This window comes from Gallibacterium genomosp. 2 (assembly GCF_000771895.1).
In the GTDB taxonomy this organism is placed as follows: domain Bacteria; phylum Pseudomonadota; class Gammaproteobacteria; order Enterobacterales; family Pasteurellaceae; genus Gallibacterium.
The window spans coordinates 14,529-34,422 of sequence record NZ_JPXY01000070.1 but is presented as its reverse complement, the minus strand read 5'-3'; the positions used below and the strand labels follow the sequence as shown (position 1 = coordinate 34,422).

Below are 19,894 nucleotides of genomic sequence, written 5' to 3'. Positions count from 1 at the left end.
TTGTCTACTATGCCTAAAAATATTTGAATGATGATAATATCCTTGATATTGCTTGTTACCTTTATTCAAAATATTAAACTCCCATAAGTTGTAGCTCAATTTATGGGAGTTTATTTTGAAGATAAGTAATTAATCAGTAATAAATTATGTCTTACTTTTTCTTGAAATAATTTGACTTAGTACTACTAAGGTCAAAGATACGATAATCATAATGGTGGCCAACGCATTAACTTCTGGAGTTACACCGGTTTTAACCAATGAGAAAATACGTAATGGTAATACCTCATAACTGACACCGGTAACAAAAGATGAAACCACGACATCGTCAAGTGAAATAGTAAAACTTAATAACCAACTTGAAACGATAGCGGGTAAGGCTAAAGGCACAATAATCTTACGCAAAATGGTCATTTCACTTGCACCTAAATCGCGTGCTGCTTCCAACATTTTAATATCGAACCCTTTTAAACGGGAAAAGACGGCAACAACTACGTAAGGTAAGCAGAAAGTGATATGGGCAAATAATAATGACCAAAATCCTAACGAAATACCGACCAGCATAAAGAGGGCTAAAAGTGACACTGCCATAACAATATCCGGCGACATCATAACAATGAACAACATCCCACCGACAAATTTTTTACCTTTGAATTGGTATCGATAAAGTGCAATTGCGGTTAATAAACCTACCAATGTTGCACCGGTCGCAGCGAAAAAGGCGATGGTGACTGAGTGGAATGCTGCATCCAATAGAGTATTATTATTGGCTAAACGTTCATACCAATTTAAACTGAAACCTTTCCAAGTTAGGCCATAACGATCTAAATTGAAGGAATTGACCACTAAAATAATGATTGGGATATACAAATAAGCATAAACCAAAAATAAGAAAATATTCTGTAATGAACGTTTCATTATTCCAACTCCGATTTCTTGTTAAATAGTTTACCTGCACGGTAATAGACGAACAATAACAATGCCATAAGAATGGTTAATGCAATACTGATTGATGAGCCAAAAGGCCAGTTACGTGAGATTAAGAATTCACTCTTAATGACATTACCGACAAGCAGTACTTTTGCTCCACCGAGAAGGTCGGCAACATAGAACATTCCCATTGCCGGTAACAGCACTAATAGACAACCAGCAATAATACCAGGCATTGTTAACGGTAGAATGATTTTAATAAAACGTTGGAATGCGTTTGCGCCTAAATCTTTTGCCGCTTCCAGTAATCGATAGTCCAATTTCTCAATAGAAGAGTACAAAGGCAAAATCATAAACGGCAATAAAATATAGACTAAACCGATAATAACGGCGGCTTCCGTGTTTAAGATGCGGATTGGTGTATCGATAATACCGAGCCAAAGCAACGTATTATTTAAAACACCTTTAACGCCAAGGAAAATTTTCATCCCATAAATACGGATGAGAGAGTTTGTCCAGAATGGCAAAATCACTAAAAACAGCATAATCGGACGAAACACCGGTTTCATTTTGGCAATTATAAAGGCAAAAGGATAGCCGATCACTAAACAGATGATAGTGGCAACTCCGGACATATAGAGAGAATTCCACAATACCTGTGCATAGAGTGGCTCAATTAAACGTTTATAACTGTCCAGAGAAAAGGTGAATTCAACCAAATTACTGCTGTCACGAGTTAAAAAACTTGTGATTAGCACCAATAGGTTAGGTATTAATACAAAAAAGATTAGCCACGCAAAGATAATAGTGACCGTAAAAGTTTGAAATTTACGCGTTGTCATCTTCATCATCAAGTACCACTTCCCAGCTTTCAACCCAAGTTATAGCGACTTTCTGATCGAGAGAATGATCGACATCTGGATCATCTTCATTGAAAAATTCGCTGACCAATACACGATTACCGCCTTCAAGTTCAACGGTTGATTCTAACGTCATACCTTTATAGTTACGCTCACGTACATAACCGATTAATCCTTCGTGCGATTGTTTATCGTGTACTTCTTCAATGCGAATATCTTCCGGACGAAGCAATACTTTTAATTTTTGTCCGACTGAAACGGGACGAGTAACATAAATTTCACAGATACGGCCTTCAACGTTGGCTTGTACTCGTTTTTCATCAATGCGTTGCAGTACGGTGGCATCAAAAATATTGATTTCACCAATAAATTTTGCCACAAATAAATTTTTCGGCTCTTCGTAAATTTCTCGTGGTGTGCCGTCTTGCTCGATATTACCTTGGCGTAACACGATGATACGATCCGACATTGTTAATGCTTCTTCCTGATCGTGTGTAACGAAAATAAAGGTAATGCCAAGTTTACGTTGTAGCGCTTTTAATTCATTCTGCATTTGTTGACGCAGTTTGTAATCCAAAGCAGAAAGTGACTCATCCAACAATAATACTTTTGGTTTATTTACTACCGCACGTGCGATCGCAACACGTTGTTGTTGACCACCGGAGAGTTGAGCTGGTTTACGATCAGCAAAATCAGCCAATTGCACCATTTTTAATGCTTCAAGAACACGTGGTTTAATTTCTTCATTCGGCACTTTTTGCATACGTAAACCAAACGCCACATTTTCAAAAATGGTCATATGTGGAAATAGTGCATAGCTTTGGAATACGGTGTTGATGTTGCGCTGTTCCGCCGGAATATCGGTAATATCTTTACCATCAAGGATAATACGCCCGCTATTCGCCTCTTCGAAACCGGCAATTAAACGTAAAATTGTGGTTTTACCACAACCGGAAGGGCCTAGAATTGTTAGAAATTCGCCATTGTTGATGGTGAGGTTAATATCTTTAATGATCGTTTTACCATCATAGGATTTAGTGAGTGATTGAAGCTCAATAATCGGCTTTTGTTGTTGAACTGAATTTTCCACTATCTTTGTTTTTCCTCCTAAGTCAAAAAAACTACTCAATACCCACGAGAATTACATCTATAAGAAATTGGCAATGATATAGTGATCAACTGATAATTGAAAGCCTATAAGCTAAAAATTTTTAAAAAATTAAAAGTTCTGCTGTAAATAGATGCATTAATTCGTAAACGTTGTTGATTTATATCATATGGTAAGAATGCGGATGTGATAGCATTTTACGCCTGAATTTTCGATGATTTTTTATAAATACGGGAGCTAAGATGTACTCAGAAGAAAAATTACGCAAAGGATTGTTGGATCGCTTTTTGCATTATGTTAGTTTTGATACACAATCTAAAGAAGGAGCCAAACATTCACCAAGCAGTCGAGGACAGTGGTTGTTGGCTCAATATTTAATGGAAGAGTTGAAGGGGTTGGGCTTAGCTCAAGTGGAAATGTCACCAGCTGGAATCGTTACTGCACTATTACCTTCCAATATACCGAATAATCGTACTACTATTGGATTTATTTCCCATTTAGATACTTATCCCGGCACCAAAGGAAAAGATATTAAACCGGAAGTAATTAATGAATATCGAGGCGGTGACATTGCTTTAGGTTTGGGTGAAGAATTTATCAGCCCGGTACATTTTCCTTTTTTGCAAAAATTAGTAGGGCATACTTTAATTGTGACTGACGGCACCACTTTATTGGGGGCGGATAATAAAGCCGGTATTGCAGAAATTATGACGGCGTTATCAATGATCATCAGTTATCGCTTGCCACGGGTTAATATTCGGGTCGCTTTCACGCCGGATGAAGAGATCGGTGCCGGAATGCAGCATTTCCCGATTTCACAGTTTAGTTGTGATTGGGCTTATACGGTTGATGGCGGCGGTATGGGCGAGTTGGAATATGAAAACTTCAATGCGGCGACAGCTGTGATCAGCATAAAAGGGGAGTCAATACATTTAGGTGCTGCCAAAGATAAATTAATCAATGCGTTATCATTAGCGTGTCGTTTTCATCAACAGTTGCCGCAGGATGAAGTGCCGGAAAAAACCGATGGGCGACAAGGGTTCTTCCATTTGGATGCGATTAATGGCGATATTGAATATTGTGAGATGAAGTATTTAATTCGTGATTTTAGCGCGCAAGGTTTTGCGGAACGTAAGCGGTTATTGCAAAAACAGGTTCAACATTTTGTTGGGCAGTATCAGCTGTCTGATCGAATGCAGATTGAGATTACTGATAGTTACCATAATATGCAGAGTATGGTGGCGAAAGTGCCGCAAAGTGTTGAGGTGGCTGACACCGCAATGAGAAATTGTGGCATTACGCCGAAACATAAAGTGATTCGTGGCGGTACGGATGGGGCATGGTTGTCTGAAAACGGCATTGCTTGCCCGAATTTGTTTACCGGAGGATATAATTTTCATAGCAAACACGAATTGGCAAGTTTAAATGAAATGCAGCAGGCAACGAAAGTGATTATCGAAATTGCCAAACTGGCGAAAAAATAACGATAAATCCACAGCGGATTTAGGATCTGCATCTTAAAAAGTTGGCACTGACAGTCAACTGATTAAGGTGCAGATTTTTTGTATAGATCGGAAGCGTTGTGAGCATTAATCCGATAGTTTTAGGCTATATTCATATAAATTTTGCAATAACAGCAATTTGTTTTCATCATTGGAATATTGTGCAGAAAGCATTTCAAATTCAGCAATAAATTCGGCACTGCTTGCATCCAACTTAGCGTGACAATATTTTTGCCATTTGATCTGTTCAGCACGAGATAAAGTCTTATAGAAATGTCTGGCGCGATAACGGAATAACAACTCAGGAATGCGTTTATCTTGAAAGGTTAAACCGTGATTTGCCAACTGCTCCGGCGATAATGTGCGTAAAATAGCCAAATTATTTTTATCTGAATATGAGAAAAAACCTTTGTACAGTGCGGTTTCCACATCATCATAATCATTGTCGTACTCTTCTAAAAAGATTTGATGAACTTTTTCGCGGATTTCCGGCATTGCTTGCAGTTTAGCCAGATTAGTTAAACATTGTTGTCGATCGATACCTACCCGTTCAGCATCTTGTGGACGCAATGTTTTTGCCGGCGCTAAGATTGGGCATTTATTGCAATGCACTAATTTTAATGGCACTGATTTTTTGCCTTGTAATTCCAATTCTGCTTTTTTGGTATAAAGATTTTGCTTTAACTCTTCAACGCTTAAGGTAAGAAGATCTTCAATGTCTGCCGCTAAATCACAAAAAATAACTGCATTTTTATTGGTTGGATGTGGAGCTAACGGCACCATCCAACTGATATTACTGCGATAATTGCCCAGCATTCCGGAAACGTGAACTAAAGGCGTCATATTGACATAATCGATGAGTTCCTCGATTTCCTTTTTTGATCTATGGGTAAAAAAGTAATCAAACAGTTTTGGTTGTTGCTGCTTAATCAGTTTTGCCATTTCGATGGTGGCGTAGACATCCGACATTGCATCGTGGGCGTGACTATGTTCTATATTGTTGGCTTTGGTTAATAATTCCAAGCGGAAACTCGGCATCCCTTCATCGTCATAGACCCAATTAATGCCTTCAGGGCGAAGCGCATAGGTGGCACGAATAACGTCCAGCAAATCCCAACGAGAATTGCCTTGACTATAACTATATGCATAAGGATCAATGAAATTACGGTAAAACGTGTAACGCGTCATTTCATCATCGAAACGAATATTGTTGTACCCCATAATGCAAGTATTCGGCTGGCTAAACTCTTCTAAAATTTTAGCGGCGAATTCAGGTTCACTAATGCCTTGTTGATTACAGAGCTGCGGTGTAATTCCAGTGAGTGTTACTGCTGCCGGGTGTGGAAGATAATCATTGGTTTGTTTGCAATATAAAACAATCGGTTCGCTAATAATATTGAAATCTTTATCGGTGCGAATGCCGGCAAATTGTGCAGGTCGATCTCTAGCTGGGTCAATGCCGAAGCTTTCATAGTCATAAATAAAAAAGGAAAAATTGCTCATATTGTGATCGATTACTAAAATAGATTTAATTGTTGATGATTATAGTGAATCATTTCCTTTCAGAAAACCTGAAATTAACAGACTAATTAATAGTGATTAGTCTCTTTTTGAACAAATTTGCTAAATTTATGTGATCTTCCGCTAATTTTGAAGATTATGTATTTGATTTATGAATAAAGTTGGATAAATATGTAATTAGTACAGGGCGATCCTGCCGTTGTATATTTTAATTAAGTCAAAATCCATTATTCGAGGTTATTATGGAAATCGGTGTAGTTAAGTGGTTTAACAATGCAAAGGGGTTCGGTTTTATTTCTGTTGAGGGGCGCGAAGGTGATATTTTTGCTCACTATTCAGTGATAGAAATGGACGGATATCGTTCGTTAAAAGCTGGGCAGAAAGTACAGTTTGAAGCGGTTCACGGTGATAAAGGCTCACACGCAACAAAAATTGTACCTATTATTGAATAAATATTATTTATCTATATTCGTACAAAAAAGATACACTGATAAATTCACAGTGTATCTTTTTGTTTATTTGCTTTTAATGTACACCAACTATTTTTTCATATAGTAACCTGCCATTGCTTGATAAACCGCAGTTTCATTTTGAATTAATTGATATTTCTGATTCAAAATAGAAATTTGTGAGGATTTTTCTGTATTAGCAGCAGTTAGCCAATCTTTCAACTCGGAAACTCCAGCATTATAACGGTCGCGATAATATTGGCTAATACGTTTGTCGTAGTTATATTTATCCTGTAAATTGTTATAACTACGTTGGGATTGTTGATAGGCAAAATAGAGCGCATCAATCTCATTTAAAGCATTGGTAATACTTTGTTCAAAACCTAAGCGTGCCACTTCATAATTTGCTTCTGAAATTTTTACATTCCATTTTACGGTTTGCCAAGAGAGGAACGGCAGTGTGATGCCTAATGTACCGACACCATATTGAGTATCGGTAGCATTGCTGACTTTATTGCCTTGTACTTGTAATGAACCAGCAAGTGAAATTTGTGGGAACCAGCTCTTTTGCATTGCTTTAGCATCTTTAAATGCGCTTTGTAAACGATATTCTGCTGCACGTACATCCGGACGGTTAGCAATGACAGAAACAGGAACATTTAGATTTACGCCCGGCAATTTCACTGAAAGCAGATCTGGCAACTGAATATGTAATGGATCGGTTGGTTTTAAGTTGAGCAGATTATGCATTGTTTGCTGTGCAGTTTTTTGTTGGGCTTGTAGCTCCAATAAAGTGTTGCGAGCCATCAACACTGCTTGTTTTGCTTGTGCGCTGCTTAAACCGTCAATCACGCCATAACGCTGTTTATTCTGTACCACATTATCAATTTCGTTGTAATAACGCACCGAATCTTCAGTGGCTTTAATCGCATCATTTAAATACGCCAAACTGTAATAGGTGTTGATCACACTATTAATCAAGGCAAGACGGGCAGCGGCAAGATCTTCAACGGTCGCTTTATGTTCCCATTCCGCAGCATCGGCGGAATCCGCCAATTTACGCCATAGATCAAGCGTATAGCTAATATTTAAATTGCCAGTATGAGTAATAACGGAATTTCCTCCGCTTTTAATATCTTTTCTTGCTTGAGATTCACTACCGCCGCTGAATGTTGGCACTAGATCAGCGCCAAGTAAATTGGCTTTATAAAGAGCAATATTAACGGCAATGGCACTTTTTGCTAAATCCAAATTATTTTTTAATGCAGTATCAACTAATTGATTAAGTTGCGGATCGTTATAAAGTTTCCACCACTCTTCATTCACATTAAATTGTGAGGTGGCATCAATATATTGTTGGAAATTTTGTTCACTGGCTTTGAAAGAATCATCTAAATTTGCACAGCCGACCAATGCGGTTGAAAGCAGTAGTGCAATAGTGATTTTATTAAATGTTTTCATAGTTATCCTTATGTCTAAAACGTTGTAAAAAATTATAGCAATTCATAGCATTTTCGACCAGTAATCACCTCTGAAATTATCTCAAACTATAAGCGATTTAGTCTTGAGATAATGCTGTAATTGGGTTTAATTTTGCGGCATTTTTTGCCGGCACATAACCGAATATAATACCGATTAATGTTGAACAAAGTACTGCCACGACAATCGAAAAAGTGGAAAAAAGCATCGTAAACTCGCTCATAAAACGATTAAATAAAAAGCCGATTAAACCGGATAAAATAATCCCGATAATACCGCCGACCAAGCAGATCAATACGGCTTCGATTAAAAATTGTTGCAGAATATTCTGTTGTTTGGCGCCGATTGCCATTCTGACGCCAATCTCTTTCGTGCGTTCGGTAACAGAAACCAACATAATATTCATCACACCGATGCCACCGACAATTAATGAAATCAACGCAATTGAGGAGATTAACAATTTCATTGTATTGGTGGTGCTTTCAATGGTCTGTTTGATGGAGTCGGTATTTAAAATAAAAAAGTCTTTTTTACCGTGACGACTTAACAACAGTGCCGTGACATTTTTTTCTGCTGCGGCAGTGCTGATGCCTTGATTGACTTTGACTGTAATGGAGCTGATTTTTTTCTCACCTGAAATTTTGTTCATTGCTGTAGTATAAGGAATCCAAATATTTAGGCTTTCCCGATTAACGCCCATCACATTTTGAATATCGACAATACCGATCACTTTTAACGGTTTTTTATTGATCATAATAATTTGCCCGAGCGGATTACGATCCTGAAAAATGCGTTTTTGCGTATTTTGATCAATCACAGCGACGGATTGATTCTGTTTAACTTGCTCACCACTAAAAAGTTGCCCGGCAACGGTTTGTATTCCTTTAACATTAAAATATTGTTCGCTGACACCACGCACTTGAGCGGTAAAAGCATTGTTTCGATAAGTGAGTGTACCACTAACAGAACTGTTTGGCGTAACGCTTTCAATATAAGGTTGACGCATCAGAGCTTCACTGTCATTGACGGTAAGATTCTGCATACTTTCCGCTCTCCGATCACCAAAACCGGTGCCGTTATAAATATCCATTGTATTGGTGCCGAGCGAGTTGATATTTTGCAACACTTTTTGTTGTGAGCCGTTACCGAGCGCAACCACACAGACCACAGAAGTAATACCGATAATAATGCCCAACATCGTGAGCAGTGAACGCAGTTTATGTGCAATAATGGCATTGATTGACATATTCAATGCTTCAAAAAATTGATCGCGATAAAATTGCCAACCCCGATTTGTGGCAGCTTGCGTCATTTTACGCACGGTGATTTGCAACGATTGGCGTTGATCTTGAATAATTTCGCCATCTTTAATTTCAATAATACGATTAGCAAATTGGGCAATATGTTTATCGTGCGTGACCAAAATAATGGTGTGTCCTTCTTGATGCAGTTGTTGCAGAATCTGCATCACGGTTTCGCCGCTTTTTGAGTCCAAGGCGCCGGTCGGTTCGTCTGCCAAAATAATATCGCCGCCGTTCATTAATGCTCTGGCAATACTGACACGCTGTTGCTGTCCGCCGGAAAGCTGGTTGGGTTTATTGTCAATTTTATTGCCTAACCCTAATTTTTCTAATAGCTGTGCGGCACGCTGTAAGCGCTGCGGTTTTGCCATCCCTGTATATACCGCAGGCAGCGCCACATTCTCTTGTGCACTCAAGGTGGAGAGCAGATTGTAACGCTGAAAAATGAAGCCGAAACGTTGTTGACGTAATTCAGAGAGCTGATCTGCCGACAATTTTGCCGTTTCTTTGCCGGCGATTTGATAAGAACCGCTGCTGGCAGTATCTAAACAGCCGATAATGTTCATTAAGGTTGATTTACCTGAACCGGAAGCACCGATAATTGCAATAAAATCACCTTGTTCAATTTCAAGATTGATATTTTTTAAAATATGAACTCGGTTTTCACCTTCGCCGAAGAATTTATTGAGGTTTTTAATTTCAATAATGTGTTGCATAAAAACCTCTACATCATTCGTGGTGTTCTTACTTTGACGCTAGCTGCTTCATTAGCAGAGGACTGTGAAATAATAACCTTGTCGCCCTCATTCAATCCGGAGAGAATTTCTGTATTAATATCATCGTGCAGACCAATTTGAACAATTTTTTCTACAACTTTATCGCCGTCCAAAATCTGTACGCTGTTTTGACCGTTTCTTTTCTGAATTGCCAATGTCGGCACGACTAAAACGTGCTGTTTTTGTGCAGTGATAATGGTGTTTTGTGTGGTCATCCCGATTTGCAGTTTATGTTCAGGATTAGGCACTAACACATTGGCATAATAATAGATGGCGTTAGTATCACTGACAGATTCGCTATATTCATTATCGGTCAGCGTGGTCAGCGCCGGGTCAACAGAAGCAATTTCTGCTTGATAAATCTCATCCGGCTCAGCGAGCGTAGTGAATTGCACCTTCATACCGGGTTTAATTTTAGTAATGTCACCCTCTGAAATTTCCGGTTTAATCAGCATGGTATCCAGATCCGCCACCTGAATAATGGTCGGCGTGGTTTGATTGGCATTAACGGTCTGCCCGACAGAAACCGGAATAGAGATCACAGTGCCATCAATCGGTGAAGTGATTTTGGTGTAATTCAGATTAGTCGCAGCGGTGTTAACTTCAATTTCTGACTGTTTAATTTGTGCCTGAATCTGTTCAACATTCGCTTTCGCACTATCTAAATTATTTTGTGCGTTTTCATAATCATCGAGGGAGCTGGCTTTGCGTTTATAAAGCTTGGCAATGCGTTGAAAATTGGAATTGGCGACCCGATAAGCTGTCTGTGCCGCCACTAATTGTGCCTTATAAGCCGCTAATTGGGCTTGCGCACTGTTTAGTGTGTTTTCCTGTGTAATTGAATCCAGTTCGGCGATTAATTCACCTTTTTTCACTTTTTGCCCAAGTTTAACTAAAATCTTTTCCACTTTGCCGGACACGCGCGCACCCACTTCCACCCGATTGGAACTGCGAACCGTGCCTGTTGCTACAACGGTTTGTTGGATGTCGCTGTATTTAGCTGTTTCTGTCAGATAGGTTGTCTTTGGTTGAGATTGCAGATTGAAATAATAGATCGCTGCTAAAATAATCAGTACAACAGCAATGCCTAAAATACGCTTTTTCGTAAACGTCATATATTTGATCCTTTAAACAAACAAGGATTTCTATCACTAAATGAACATTCATTCATTTTATAGAAAGATAATCCGCTAAACAAATATTATTTTTTACTTGTCGTAATGCCTTTTCGCTTAAAAAGACGAGGGAGGAGAAATAATTCACTTTGTTGAATCGAGCGTAAATATAGAAATGAAAAGTTAGCTTAAAATTAGTGCATTCAGCGCTTCGATTTGGTGTTACGCGTTAAAGCGTGTAAAATGCAAAGATTATTTTGCAGAACATTCAACCTGAGGAAATTATGAGTCATTCAGAAACGACAGAGATAAAACCAACCAATTTTATTCGTCACATTATTGATGAAGATTTAGCGCAAGGAAAACATCAATCCGTTCATACCCGTTTCCCACCGGAACCGAATGGTTATTTGCACATCGGGCACGCAAAATCAATCTGCCTTAATTTCGGCATTGCAGAAGATTATCACGGTCTTTGTAATTTGCGTTTTGATGATACCAATCCGGTGAAAGAAGATGTGAGTTACGTTGATTCAATTAAACGTGATGTTGAGTGGCTCGGTTTTAAATGGGATGGTAAACCGCGTTATGCGTCTGATTATTTTGATCAGCTTTATGGTTATGCGATTGAGTTGATTAAAAAAGGCTTGGCATATGTGGATGAGCTTACACCGGAACAAATGCGTGAATATCGCGGCACTTTGACCGAGCCGGGTAAAAACAGCCCTTATCGCGATCGTTCCGTAGAAGAAAATTTAGCATTATTTGAAAAGATGAAAAATGGTGAATTTGCGGAAGGAACAGCTTCGCTACGTGCGAAAATTGATATGGCTTCGCCATTTATGGTAATGCGTGATCCGGTTTTATATCGTATTAAATTTGCCCACCACCATCAAACCGGCGATAAATGGTGCATTTATCCGATGTATGATTTTACCCATTGTATTTCCGATGCGATTGAACGTATCACTCATTCACTTTGTACCTTGGAGTTCCAAGATAATCGCCGTTTATATGATTGGGTGTTGGAAAATATTTCGATTGAGCGTCCATTGCCGCATCAGTATGAATTTTCTCGTTTAAATTTAGAAGGCACATTGACCTCAAAACGTAAACTGTTGCAGTTGGTTAATGAAGAGATTGTTGACGGTTGGAATGATCCGCGTATGCCGACCATTTCCGGCTTGCGTCGTCGTGGTTATACACCGGAATCTATCCGTGAATTTTGTCGCCGTATTGGTGTGACTAAACAAGATAACGTAGTCGAATACAGTGCATTAGAGGCTTGTATTCGTGAGGATCTTAATGTGAATGCGCCTCGTGCGATGGCGGTGATTAATCCGTTACGTGTGGTGATTGAAAATTTTGAGGGCGAAGAGTTATTAACTGTGCCGAATCATCCGAATCGTGAGGAGTTAGGCACAAGAACGATTGCGCTGACAAAAGAAATTTATATCGATCAGGCGGATTTCAGAGAAGAAGCCAATAAGCATTATAAACGTTTAGTGCTGGGCAAAGAGGTGCGTTTGCGTAATGCTTACGTGATTAAAGCAGAACGGGTGGAAAAAGATGCGGAAGGTAACATTGTTACTGTTTATTGCAGCTATGATCCTGAAACATTGGGTAAAAATCCGGAAGGACGTAAAGTTAAAGGCGTGATCCATTGGGTGTCCGCAACGAAAAATCATCCGGCGGAATTCCGTTTGTATGATCGTCTGTTTACCGTTTCCAATCCAAGTGCAGAAGAGGATATTTATCAAGCACTTAATCCACATTCATTGGTAGTGAAACACGGTTTTGTTGAGCAAAACTTAATTGATGCCGAACCGGAAAAAGCATACCAATTTGAACGCGAAGGTTATTTCTGTGCGGATAGCAAAGACAGCCATAAAGAACATTTGGTCTTCAATTTGACAGTGTCTTTAAAAGAGAGTGTGATTATTTAAAACGCATTTAGAATGAATGAAGAAAGGGGACAGAGCACAATCTGTCCCTTCTTTTTATGTGGCTTATGCGGCTAAACTCGGTCGAACCCCTAAGGTGTGGCAAATAGCATAAGTTAATTCCGAACGATTTAAGGTGTAAAAATGGAAATCTTTCACGCCCTCTTTAGACAGAATTTTCACCATATCAATAGCAATGCTGGCACCAATTAAATTGCGTGTGGTTTGGTCTTTTTCTAAACCGTCATAAAGTTTGAACATCCAGCTTGGAATTTTTACATTGGTAACTTTCGCCATTTTTTGTAACTGCACGAAATTGGACACCGGCAAAATACCCGGCACAATCTCCACATCTATGCCGACAGTGACACAGCGATCACGAAAACGGAGATAACTGTCAATATCAAAAAAGAATTGTGTAATCGCACGACTGGCACCGGCTTCCACTTTCTGTTTCAAAAAAATCAGATCCGCTTGCGCCGATTTAGCTTCCGGATGCACTTCCGGATAAGCAGCGACTGAAATATCAAAATCAGCCACTTCTTTGAGTAATTTCACTAAATCTTTGGCATAAAACGGTTTTTTATCATATCCGGGCGGCTCGTCACCACGTAATGCGACAATATTGCGAATACCGCTATCCCAATAATCTTTGGCTATCGCTTTTAACTGTTCCGGCGAGGCATCAATACCGGTTAAATGTGGAGCAGCTTCAATACCCGTTTGTTGTTTAATGGCTTTAACTACGCTATGTGTGCGTTCTCGCTCTCCGGAATTTGCACCGTAAGTGACAGAAACAAATTTAGGTTGCAGTGATTTTAAGCGTTGAATTGAATCCCATAACAGTGTTTCCATTTTTTCATTTTTTGGCGGGAAAAACTCAAAAGAAACATTAATATCGCCATTTAAATCGGCAATACTTCTATTTAAAACATCAATCTCTTTGGCATAGCTCATAATTTGTACTCCTTTTTCTTGTTTAGCCGTCTAGACGTTAAAATAGAAAGATTTTATTCTTGAGTCAATCTCATAATTTTCAGGATAAATATGAATAAAATTCATATTAGGGAAGTAAGAAGGAGAAAGAAGAAAAACGCAGAAAACCGAGATATTGATGAATAAATATGGAAAATCAAGTATGATAAACCGCTTTTAACAGCGTCCGATAACGAAAAAGGAGCAACTATGTGGACGGATATTTTAACTAATTACAGTGTGTTTATTTTAGAGCTGATTACTTTAGTGGCAGTGATTGCCGTTGTTTTCGGTATTATTGTGACAATGAAACAGAAAAATCTTAGCAAAGGTGAATTGCAGATTACGCACTTAAATGAACAGTATCAACAGCAACAACAGTTACTAAAAGAGTGTCGATTGCAAGAACAGCAGATAAAACAGCTGGCAAAAAACCGTAAAAAACAGGACAAGGCAAAAGCGAAACAGGCGAAGAAAGCAGCAAAAGAGGCAGAAAAAAATAACAATGGGCAGGATCAACAGCAATGGTTGCAACAGCAGAAACCTTGTGTATACGTTATTGATTTTAAAGGTGATATTCAAGCGAATGCTGCCAATTCATTAAGAGAAGAGATCAATGCGGTCTTGGCGGTTGCCAGACCTGAAAAAGATGAAGTGTTATTACGTCTGGAAAGTCCCGGCGGTGTGGTTCACGGTTATGGTTTTGCTGCTTCACAGTTGCAACGTTTGCGTAATAAACATATTCCATTGACGATAGCGGTGGATAAAGTAGCTGCGAGTGGCGGTTATATGATGGCGTGTGTGGCGGATAAAATTGTGGCTGCGCCTTTTGCGATTATCGGCTCGATCGGTGTGGTGGCGCAAGTGCCGAATATTCATCGCCTTTTGAAGAAACACGATGTTGATGTTGATGTGATGACAGCGGGGGAATATAAACGAACCGTTACGGTATTGGGTGAGAATACCGAAAAAGGGAAGCAGAAATTTCAACAAGAGTTACAGGAAACGCACGATTTATTTAAACAATTTGTTGCACAACATCGACCTCAAGTGGAGATTGATAAGGTAGCAACCGGTGAGCATTGGTTTGGGCAGCAGGCATTGGATTTAGCTTTGATTGATGAGGTGAAAACCAGTGATGATCTGATTTTGGCAGCGATTGAAGAAAAAGATGTGTTAGCGATTAAATATAGTACGAAAAAATCATTGGTACAAAAATTAGGCAAACAGGCGGAAGAAAGTGCCGCTCATATTGTGGCGAAACTGTTACATCAAGGCAAAAATCTCTTTTTTTAAAGTAGGAAAAAACAATGTTGGATACGATTAATTTAACACACGAACAACAGCAGCAGGCAGTTGAAAAAATTCAACAATTAATGCAGCAAGGCGTTAATAGCGGTGAAGCTATCCGTTTGGTCGCGGAACAGTTGCGCCAACAGGCAAAACAGCAGGAAAAGCAAAATGTTTGAGGTGATTCTAAAAAAAGTGGTGGAAGCGGCGATTTTGCCGCCTTTTAATTTAATTTTATTAGGTCTGCTTGCGTTTATTTTGCTTTTTACCCGTTTTCAGCGTACGGCGAAATCATTGTTGGCAGTGTCGTTATTGTTTGCTTATTTCATCAGCACACCTTTCTTTTCCAATTTTTTGATTAAGACGATTGCGTTGGATAAACCGAATGTTGAACTTTATAGACAAGGGCAGGTGATCGTGGTGCTTGGCGGCGGATTGCGTTATAGCGATTATCCGGAATCTTATTCAACAACGGCAGCATTACCATTGGAAAGAATGCGCTTTGCGGTTTATTTGCATCAAATGACGGATTTGCCGATTGCAATTAGTGGTGGTGTTGATAATGAAGCGAAAGTGATGGGCAGTGAATTACAACGTTTCTTTCAAATAGAACCGACTTGGCTGGATAACAAATCCAACACGACAGAACAGAATGCAATCTATCTGCGTAAATTGTTTAATCAGACGGAAGAAGGTAAGCAAATTCAACGTGTAATTCTCGTGACAAATGAGTGGCATATGCGCCGGGCCGTTGCTGCTTTTCAACGTCAAGGTTTTGAGGTATTTCCGGCACCGACTTTGAGTCAGCGCGCTTCCGGCAGCGGATTATTAAAATTCATCCCGCAACCGGTCAGTTTTTATCAATCCGGTTTAGTGTTAAGGGAGTGGCTGGGCATTTTGCGTGATAAATTAATTGGCTTGGATTAGCATTTATTCGGTAGTAAAAATCAATAAAAAATCCTATAATTTGGCAGTTACCTTGTCACCGATCAAACAGTAATTCATTATAAATTATTGTTTTATAACAAAATTTTTGAGGTTTTATGCGCTACCAGAAATTGGAAAATCAAGAAACGCATTGGAAATGGCTTTATTTAATGCGTAAAGCTCGTGAAGGCGTCAATATTACACGTTATCTTGAACAAAGTTTGGCGGACGATAAAATGCAACAGTTAGTCCAGCTACAGCATCAAACCGAAGCGGTTCAACAGTGGATTAGTGAACATATGTCGCCTGATTTGGTGATAAAACTGGATCAGGCGATTCGTGCTAAACGGAAGCGTTTTTTTAATGCAGAAAAACAGAGTACCAAAAAGAAATCAATTGATCTGGATTATGCAGTCTGGTTACGTCTTTCTCGCTATTCTCGTAAGATGAAAATGACCTTGTCACAAACCATTATGTATATGATAGATGAACAAGAGAGCAAAGCGCTTTATGAGTCACAAATTCACGCAATGAAGAAAAACTTGCAGGAATTATTGAAATAAATAACCGATGCCGGCGTAAGCGAGATAAAGTCCGAATGCGATAAAAACCACACCGGCACCATTATCCAACCAACGACTATATTTGCTGTAAAAACGTTTTGCAGCCGGTCGAGAAAACAACAGGGCAATAATAGAAAAATAGAGAAATGTTTCTATTAAGATAGCGGTTAATACTAGAATGATATGCTCAATGCCATTGACATTAGCAAGGTAAATCGATAATACGCTACTAAAATAGATCACTACTTTTGCGTTGGAGAGATTGACTAATAATCCTTTCAGAATTTCCTGTTTTATTGAAGTCGTTTGCGATTGTATCTTTTGATCATTTTCAAATACCACATTGTTACGAACATTCAGCATCTTATAACCAATATAAGCAAGATAACTTCCACCCAGCAAGACCACAATGCCGTGCCATAACGGGCTGGTAGCAAACAGAATGGCTAATCCTAACAAAGCAGAAGTTGCCCAAAACGCTACTCCCATCGTAATGCCGATGACTGCACAAAATGCATTACGGCTCGAATTACCGGCAGCGGTTTTGCTGACATAGAAGAAATCCGGACCGGGACTCATTAAGCCCAATAAATGTACAATCATAATATTCCATAACATAGCGCAGTCCTTTAGATCATTGATCTGATTAAGAAAATAACAATAATTGCATACAATGCCGCCAGTAGATCATCAAACATAATACCGAAACCGGTTTGCAGTTTGCGGTCAAAATAGCGAATTGGATAAGGTTTGATAATATCAAAGAAACGGAATAGCACAAAAGCAGTTAAGCACCATTGCCAAGCGTAATTTGGCAAAGCGGTGAGTACCAGCCAGATGGCGACAATTTCATCCCATACGATAGAACTGTGATCGTGCACTTTCATATCGTGCGCTGTTTTTTCACATAAATAACAGCCGATAAAAAAGGCTATCAAGGCGAAAATAAGAAAGAAAGGAACGGCAATCCATTGTAGAAGCAGCCATCCTATTAATAATCCGACCAATGTGCCCCAAGTGCCCGGAGCCGGAAAGATCAAGCCTGAACCGAAACCAAGTGCAAGCAGATGCACCGGATTAGTTAATTTGACGTTTTTGAGTACATTGTGATTAGTTTTATTTGAAGTGATCAAAGCCATGAGTCACTGCGACCTCTATTGGTTGAGAATATTGGGTAAATTGTAATTGCTGATTGGCACGAATTTGACCGATGCAATGATATTCTACATCGAGATAACGTAAGGTTTGTTCCATTTTTGCCCGCATTGCTTCTGCAACCGTGAAACAAAGTTCGTAATCTTCACCGCCGGCAAGTGCAAATTTTTGTGCCTGTTCTAATGAAAATTGATTTAATAACGGCTTGGAAAGCGGCAGTTTATCTAATTCAATAACAGCGCCACATTGACTCCGTTCCAGAATATGCTGAAGATCGGAAATTAAGCCGTCAGAGAGATCAATCGCTGCATTAGCGATACCTGCCAATTCCATTCCCATTAGAACGCGTGGTGTCGGGCGTAAATGGCGTTGTAATAAGTAGCGTTGATCATCATTTTCAATTTTTGACTGTTGTAATAACAGCTGCAAACCGGCGGCACTATCACCCAGTGTACCGGAAACGTAAATCCAATCACCGGGTTTAGCAGTGTGTCGACATAAGATTTTATCTTTCGCCACTAAGCCGTGTGCGGTGATAGTTAAAGAGAGCGTTCCTTTGGTAGTATCGCCACCGATTAAATCAACATTATAGTGATCAAGAATCTGAAACAGGCTTTGGCTGAATTCACTTAACCACTGTTCATCAATTTTCGGTAGGGTTAATGCCAGACTAATCCACGCCGGTTCCGCTCCCATTGCTGCTAAATCACTTAAATTGACGGCAACGGCTTTATAAGCGAGATCGGCAGCTGAAATAGACGGCAAGAAATGCGTTCCTTCAACCAAAGTATCGGTAGTCAGTGCTAAACGGCGATTAGGTTTAATTTCAGTGATTGCACAATCATCACCGACAGATAGCAGCACATCGCGCCGAGGTTGACGGGTAGAGGCGGAGAAATAACGTCGAATAATATCAAATTCGCCATTGTCAGGCATAAAGAAATCCTTTCAGAAAAAAATCCCTTGTGGCATTCACAAGGGAAAATGGAGATTGTTTATTTTAGTCCAAACTTCGGTGCTAATTTATCCAAAATGCTATTAATATATTTATGGCTGTCTGCCGCACCGAATGTTTTTGCCACCTCAATCGCTTCATTGATGACGACTTTATAAGGAATATCATCAACATATTTAAGTTCAAAAGTCGCACAATCTAAAATAGCCCGTTCGATTGTTCCCAACTCTTCGATTTTACGATCTAAAAAAGAGGCATATTCTTGCTCTAGATTCTCGAGATTGTTGACAGTGCCATTAAAGAGTTTGCGAAAATAGGCGACATCCGCACCTTTGGTTTCATCGTTGGTCACTAAATCCAATTCGATACTTTCCGGACTGTTTTTCGATACAAACCAGGAATAGAGTGCTTGAACGGTACATTCACGCGCACGACGACGTCTGCTTGGTTTTTTTTCAGTTTTTTGTTGTGGATTCATTATTCGGAAATCTGTGCTAATAAATTAACCATTTCCAAAGCTACCAATGCAGCTTCAGCCCCTTTATTTCCAGCTTTTGTGCCGGCACGTTCAATTGCTTGCTCAATATTTTCAGTGGTCAAAACACCAAATGCGACAGGAATTTCAGCTTGCATAGCGACTTGTCCCAAACCGCTGCTTGCTTCTCCGGCAACGTATTCAAAGTGTGCAGTACCACCACGAATTACTGTACCTAAAGCCACGATTGCATCAAATTTTTTGCTTGCAGCCAAACGACGAGCAACTAACGGCAATTCATAAGCACCGGGTGCTTTTACCACAGTGATATTTTCATCTTTTACTTGACCAACGCGAGTTAGTGCATCCAATGCACCTTCCAACAAGCTATCATTAATAAAACTATTGAAACGGGCGATAACTACTGCGATTTTCGCATTTGGTGAAGCGATTTGACCTTCTAAAACTTTCATCAAAAACTCCTAAGTGGTTGAAATCCGCCGCTCACGGCGGTAGCCAATTCATTGAATGAACATTGAATAAAAACGGTTGCAGATTCTAGCATAAAAAAAC

The 19,894-nt window shown here is 39.4% G+C and carries 20 protein-coding genes; 7 read left to right on the top strand and 13 right to left on the bottom strand.

Going from position 1 to position 19,894, the window contains the following annotated elements; translation table 11 throughout:
* Positions 1 to 144: 144 nt before the first annotated feature.
* The 3 genes from potC to potA are packed head-to-tail and all read right to left on the bottom strand — an operon-like array spanning position 145 to position 2,877.
* Complete coding sequence (gene potC, locus P375_RS11715; protein ID WP_039137236.1) at positions 145 to 915, bottom strand: spermidine/putrescine ABC transporter permease PotC; 771 nt, start codon at positions 913 to 915, stop codon at positions 145 to 147.
* Positions 915 to 1,775: a spermidine/putrescine ABC transporter permease PotB gene (potB, locus tag P375_RS11710; RefSeq protein ID WP_039137244.1), complete on the bottom strand. Its 861-nt coding sequence runs from the start codon at positions 1,773 to 1,775 to the stop codon at positions 915 to 917. Before potB ends, potC begins: the two co-directional genes overlap by 1 nt.
* The gene (gene potA, locus P375_RS11705) at positions 1,756 to 2,877 is read right to left on the bottom strand and encodes a spermidine/putrescine ABC transporter ATP-binding protein PotA (protein WP_039137233.1); all 1,122 of its coding nucleotides are present in this window, start codon (positions 2,875 to 2,877) and stop codon (positions 1,756 to 1,758) included. The genes potB and potA overlap by 20 nt, the downstream gene beginning before the upstream one ends.
* Before the next feature lie 260 nt (positions 2,878 to 3,137).
* On the opposite strand from potA, the gene pepT reads away from it, so the two are divergent.
* A complete protein-coding gene (gene pepT, locus P375_RS11700; protein WP_039137231.1) occupies positions 3,138 to 4,379 on the top strand; it encodes a peptidase T in 1,242 nt (413 codons plus the stop codon).
* Positions 4,380 to 4,484: 105 nt separating this feature from the next.
* Here the strand turns inward: pepT and sbcB are convergent, their stop codons facing one another.
* Positions 4,485 to 5,900, bottom strand: a complete 1,416-nt coding sequence (gene sbcB, locus P375_RS11695) for an exodeoxyribonuclease I (protein ID WP_039137229.1) — start codon at positions 5,898 to 5,900, stop codon at positions 4,485 to 4,487.
* 260 nt (positions 5,901 to 6,160) lie between these two features.
* Between sbcB and cspD the strand changes: the two genes are divergently transcribed.
* Complete coding sequence (gene cspD, locus P375_RS11690) at positions 6,161 to 6,370, top strand: cold shock domain-containing protein CspD (RefSeq protein WP_039137227.1); 210 nt, start codon at positions 6,161 to 6,163, stop codon at positions 6,368 to 6,370.
* A gap of 87 nt (positions 6,371 to 6,457) precedes the next feature.
* On the opposite strand, the gene tdeA is transcribed toward cspD, so the two are convergent.
* The 3 genes from tdeA to P375_RS11675 form a co-directional block, all read right to left on the bottom strand.
* On the bottom strand, positions 6,458 to 7,828 hold the full coding sequence (tdeA, locus tag P375_RS11685) for a toxin/drug exporter TdeA (RefSeq protein ID WP_039137224.1): 1,371 nt from the start codon (positions 7,826 to 7,828) through the stop codon (positions 6,458 to 6,460).
* 97 nt (positions 7,829 to 7,925) lie between these two features.
* Complete coding sequence (locus tag P375_RS11680; RefSeq protein ID WP_039137221.1) at positions 7,926 to 9,863, bottom strand: MacB family efflux pump subunit; 1,938 nt, start codon at positions 9,861 to 9,863, stop codon at positions 7,926 to 7,928.
* Between the two features lie 8 nt (positions 9,864 to 9,871).
* Positions 9,872 to 11,038, bottom strand: coding sequence for an efflux RND transporter periplasmic adaptor subunit (locus P375_RS11675; RefSeq protein WP_039137218.1), 1,167 nt, complete (start codon positions 11,036 to 11,038; stop codon positions 9,872 to 9,874).
* Positions 11,039 to 11,322: 284 nt separating this feature from the next.
* Here P375_RS11675 and glnS point away from each other — a divergent pair, with 284 nt between their 5' ends.
* A complete protein-coding gene (gene glnS / locus P375_RS11670) occupies positions 11,323 to 12,984 on the top strand; it encodes a glutamine--tRNA ligase (RefSeq protein WP_013744964.1) in 1,662 nt (553 codons plus the stop codon).
* 63 nt (positions 12,985 to 13,047) lie between these two features.
* Here the strand turns inward: glnS and metF are convergent, their stop codons facing one another.
* Positions 13,048 to 13,938, bottom strand: a complete 891-nt coding sequence (gene metF, locus P375_RS11665; RefSeq protein ID WP_013744963.1) for a methylenetetrahydrofolate reductase — start codon at positions 13,936 to 13,938, stop codon at positions 13,048 to 13,050.
* A 228-nt stretch (positions 13,939 to 14,166) separates the two neighbouring features.
* On the opposite strand from metF, the gene sohB reads away from it, so the two are divergent.
* From sohB to matP, 4 genes are all read left to right on the top strand, one after another.
* A complete protein-coding gene (gene sohB, locus P375_RS11660) occupies positions 14,167 to 15,252 on the top strand; it encodes a protease SohB (RefSeq protein WP_039137215.1) in 1,086 nt (361 codons plus the stop codon).
* A 14-nt stretch (positions 15,253 to 15,266) separates the two neighbouring features.
* On the top strand, positions 15,267 to 15,425 hold the full coding sequence (locus P375_RS12335; protein ID WP_084598523.1) for a YoaH family protein: 159 nt from the start codon (positions 15,267 to 15,269) through the stop codon (positions 15,423 to 15,425).
* Positions 15,418 to 16,173, top strand: coding sequence for a YdcF family protein (locus tag P375_RS11655; protein ID WP_013744960.1), 756 nt, complete (start codon positions 15,418 to 15,420; stop codon positions 16,171 to 16,173). Before P375_RS12335 ends, P375_RS11655 begins: the two co-directional genes overlap by 8 nt.
* A gap of 116 nt (positions 16,174 to 16,289) precedes the next feature.
* On the top strand, positions 16,290 to 16,736 hold the full coding sequence (gene matP, locus P375_RS11650) for a macrodomain Ter protein MatP (RefSeq protein ID WP_013744959.1): 447 nt from the start codon (positions 16,290 to 16,292) through the stop codon (positions 16,734 to 16,736).
* On the opposite strand, the gene P375_RS11645 is transcribed toward matP, so the two are convergent.
* Genes P375_RS11645 through ribH form a run of 5 tightly spaced genes read right to left on the bottom strand, consistent with a single transcriptional unit; the run spans position 16,725 to position 19,794 of the window.
* Positions 16,725 to 17,354 (bottom strand): LysE family transporter, encoded by a 630-nt coding sequence (locus tag P375_RS11645; RefSeq protein WP_039084430.1) that lies wholly within the window; start codon positions 17,352 to 17,354, stop codon positions 16,725 to 16,727. The two genes, matP and P375_RS11645, sit on opposite strands and share 12 nt — an antisense overlap.
* An 11-nt stretch (positions 17,355 to 17,365) precedes the next feature.
* Entirely contained in the window at positions 17,366 to 17,875 is a 510-nt protein-coding gene (locus P375_RS11640) for a phosphatidylglycerophosphatase A family protein (RefSeq protein ID WP_039137241.1), read from the bottom strand.
* A complete protein-coding gene (thiL, locus tag P375_RS11635) occupies positions 17,853 to 18,827 on the bottom strand; it encodes a thiamine-phosphate kinase (protein WP_039137212.1) in 975 nt (324 codons plus the stop codon). The genes P375_RS11640 and thiL overlap by 23 nt, the downstream gene beginning before the upstream one ends.
* 59 nt (positions 18,828 to 18,886) lie before the next feature.
* Positions 18,887 to 19,324: a transcription antitermination factor NusB gene (gene nusB / locus P375_RS11630; RefSeq protein ID WP_039137210.1), complete on the bottom strand. Its 438-nt coding sequence runs from the start codon at positions 19,322 to 19,324 to the stop codon at positions 18,887 to 18,889.
* On the bottom strand, positions 19,324 to 19,794 hold the full coding sequence (gene ribH, locus P375_RS11625) for a 6,7-dimethyl-8-ribityllumazine synthase (RefSeq protein WP_013744954.1): 471 nt from the start codon (positions 19,792 to 19,794) through the stop codon (positions 19,324 to 19,326). Before ribH ends, nusB begins: the two co-directional genes overlap by 1 nt.
* Positions 19,795 to 19,894 lie beyond the last annotated feature (100 nt).

Coding starts and splice junctions, on each gene's coding strand:
- matP (WP_013744959.1), top strand. CDS start 16,290: ATGCGCTACCAGAAATTGGAAAATCAAGAAACGCATTGGAAATGGCTT.
- nusB (WP_039137210.1), bottom strand. CDS start 19,324: ATGAATCCACAACAAAAAACTGAAAAAAAACCAAGCAGACGTCGTCGT.
- P375_RS11680 (WP_039137221.1), bottom strand. CDS start 9,863: ATGCAACACATTATTGAAATTAAAAACCTCAATAAATTCTTCGGCGAA.
- cspD (WP_039137227.1), top strand. CDS start 6,161: ATGGAAATCGGTGTAGTTAAGTGGTTTAACAATGCAAAGGGGTTCGGT.
- sohB (WP_039137215.1), top strand. CDS start 14,167: ATGTGGACGGATATTTTAACTAATTACAGTGTGTTTATTTTAGAGCTG.
- P375_RS11655 (WP_013744960.1), top strand. CDS start 15,418: ATGTTTGAGGTGATTCTAAAAAAAGTGGTGGAAGCGGCGATTTTGCCG.
- metF (WP_013744963.1), bottom strand. CDS start 13,938: ATGAGCTATGCCAAAGAGATTGATGTTTTAAATAGAAGTATTGCCGAT.
- tdeA (WP_039137224.1), bottom strand. CDS start 7,828: ATGAAAACATTTAATAAAATCACTATTGCACTACTGCTTTCAACCGCA.
- potC (WP_039137236.1), bottom strand. CDS start 915: ATGAAACGTTCATTACAGAATATTTTCTTATTTTTGGTTTATGCTTAT.
- P375_RS11640 (WP_039137241.1), bottom strand. CDS start 17,875: ATGGCTTTGATCACTTCAAATAAAACTAATCACAATGTACTCAAAAAC.
- thiL (WP_039137212.1), bottom strand. CDS start 18,827: ATGCCTGACAATGGCGAATTTGATATTATTCGACGTTATTTCTCCGCC.
- sbcB (WP_039137229.1), bottom strand. CDS start 5,900: ATGAGCAATTTTTCCTTTTTTATTTATGACTATGAAAGCTTCGGCATT.
- ribH (WP_013744954.1), bottom strand. CDS start 19,794: ATGAAAGTTTTAGAAGGTCAAATCGCTTCACCAAATGCGAAAATCGCA.
- pepT (WP_039137231.1), top strand. CDS start 3,138: ATGTACTCAGAAGAAAAATTACGCAAAGGATTGTTGGATCGCTTTTTG.
- P375_RS11645 (WP_039084430.1), bottom strand. CDS start 17,354: ATGTTATGGAATATTATGATTGTACATTTATTGGGCTTAATGAGTCCC.
- potB (WP_039137244.1), bottom strand. CDS start 1,775: ATGAAGATGACAACGCGTAAATTTCAAACTTTTACGGTCACTATTATC.
- P375_RS12335 (WP_084598523.1), top strand. CDS start 15,267: ATGTTGGATACGATTAATTTAACACACGAACAACAGCAGCAGGCAGTT.
- P375_RS11675 (WP_039137218.1), bottom strand. CDS start 11,038: ATGACGTTTACGAAAAAGCGTATTTTAGGCATTGCTGTTGTACTGATT.
- glnS (WP_013744964.1), top strand. CDS start 11,323: ATGAGTCATTCAGAAACGACAGAGATAAAACCAACCAATTTTATTCGT.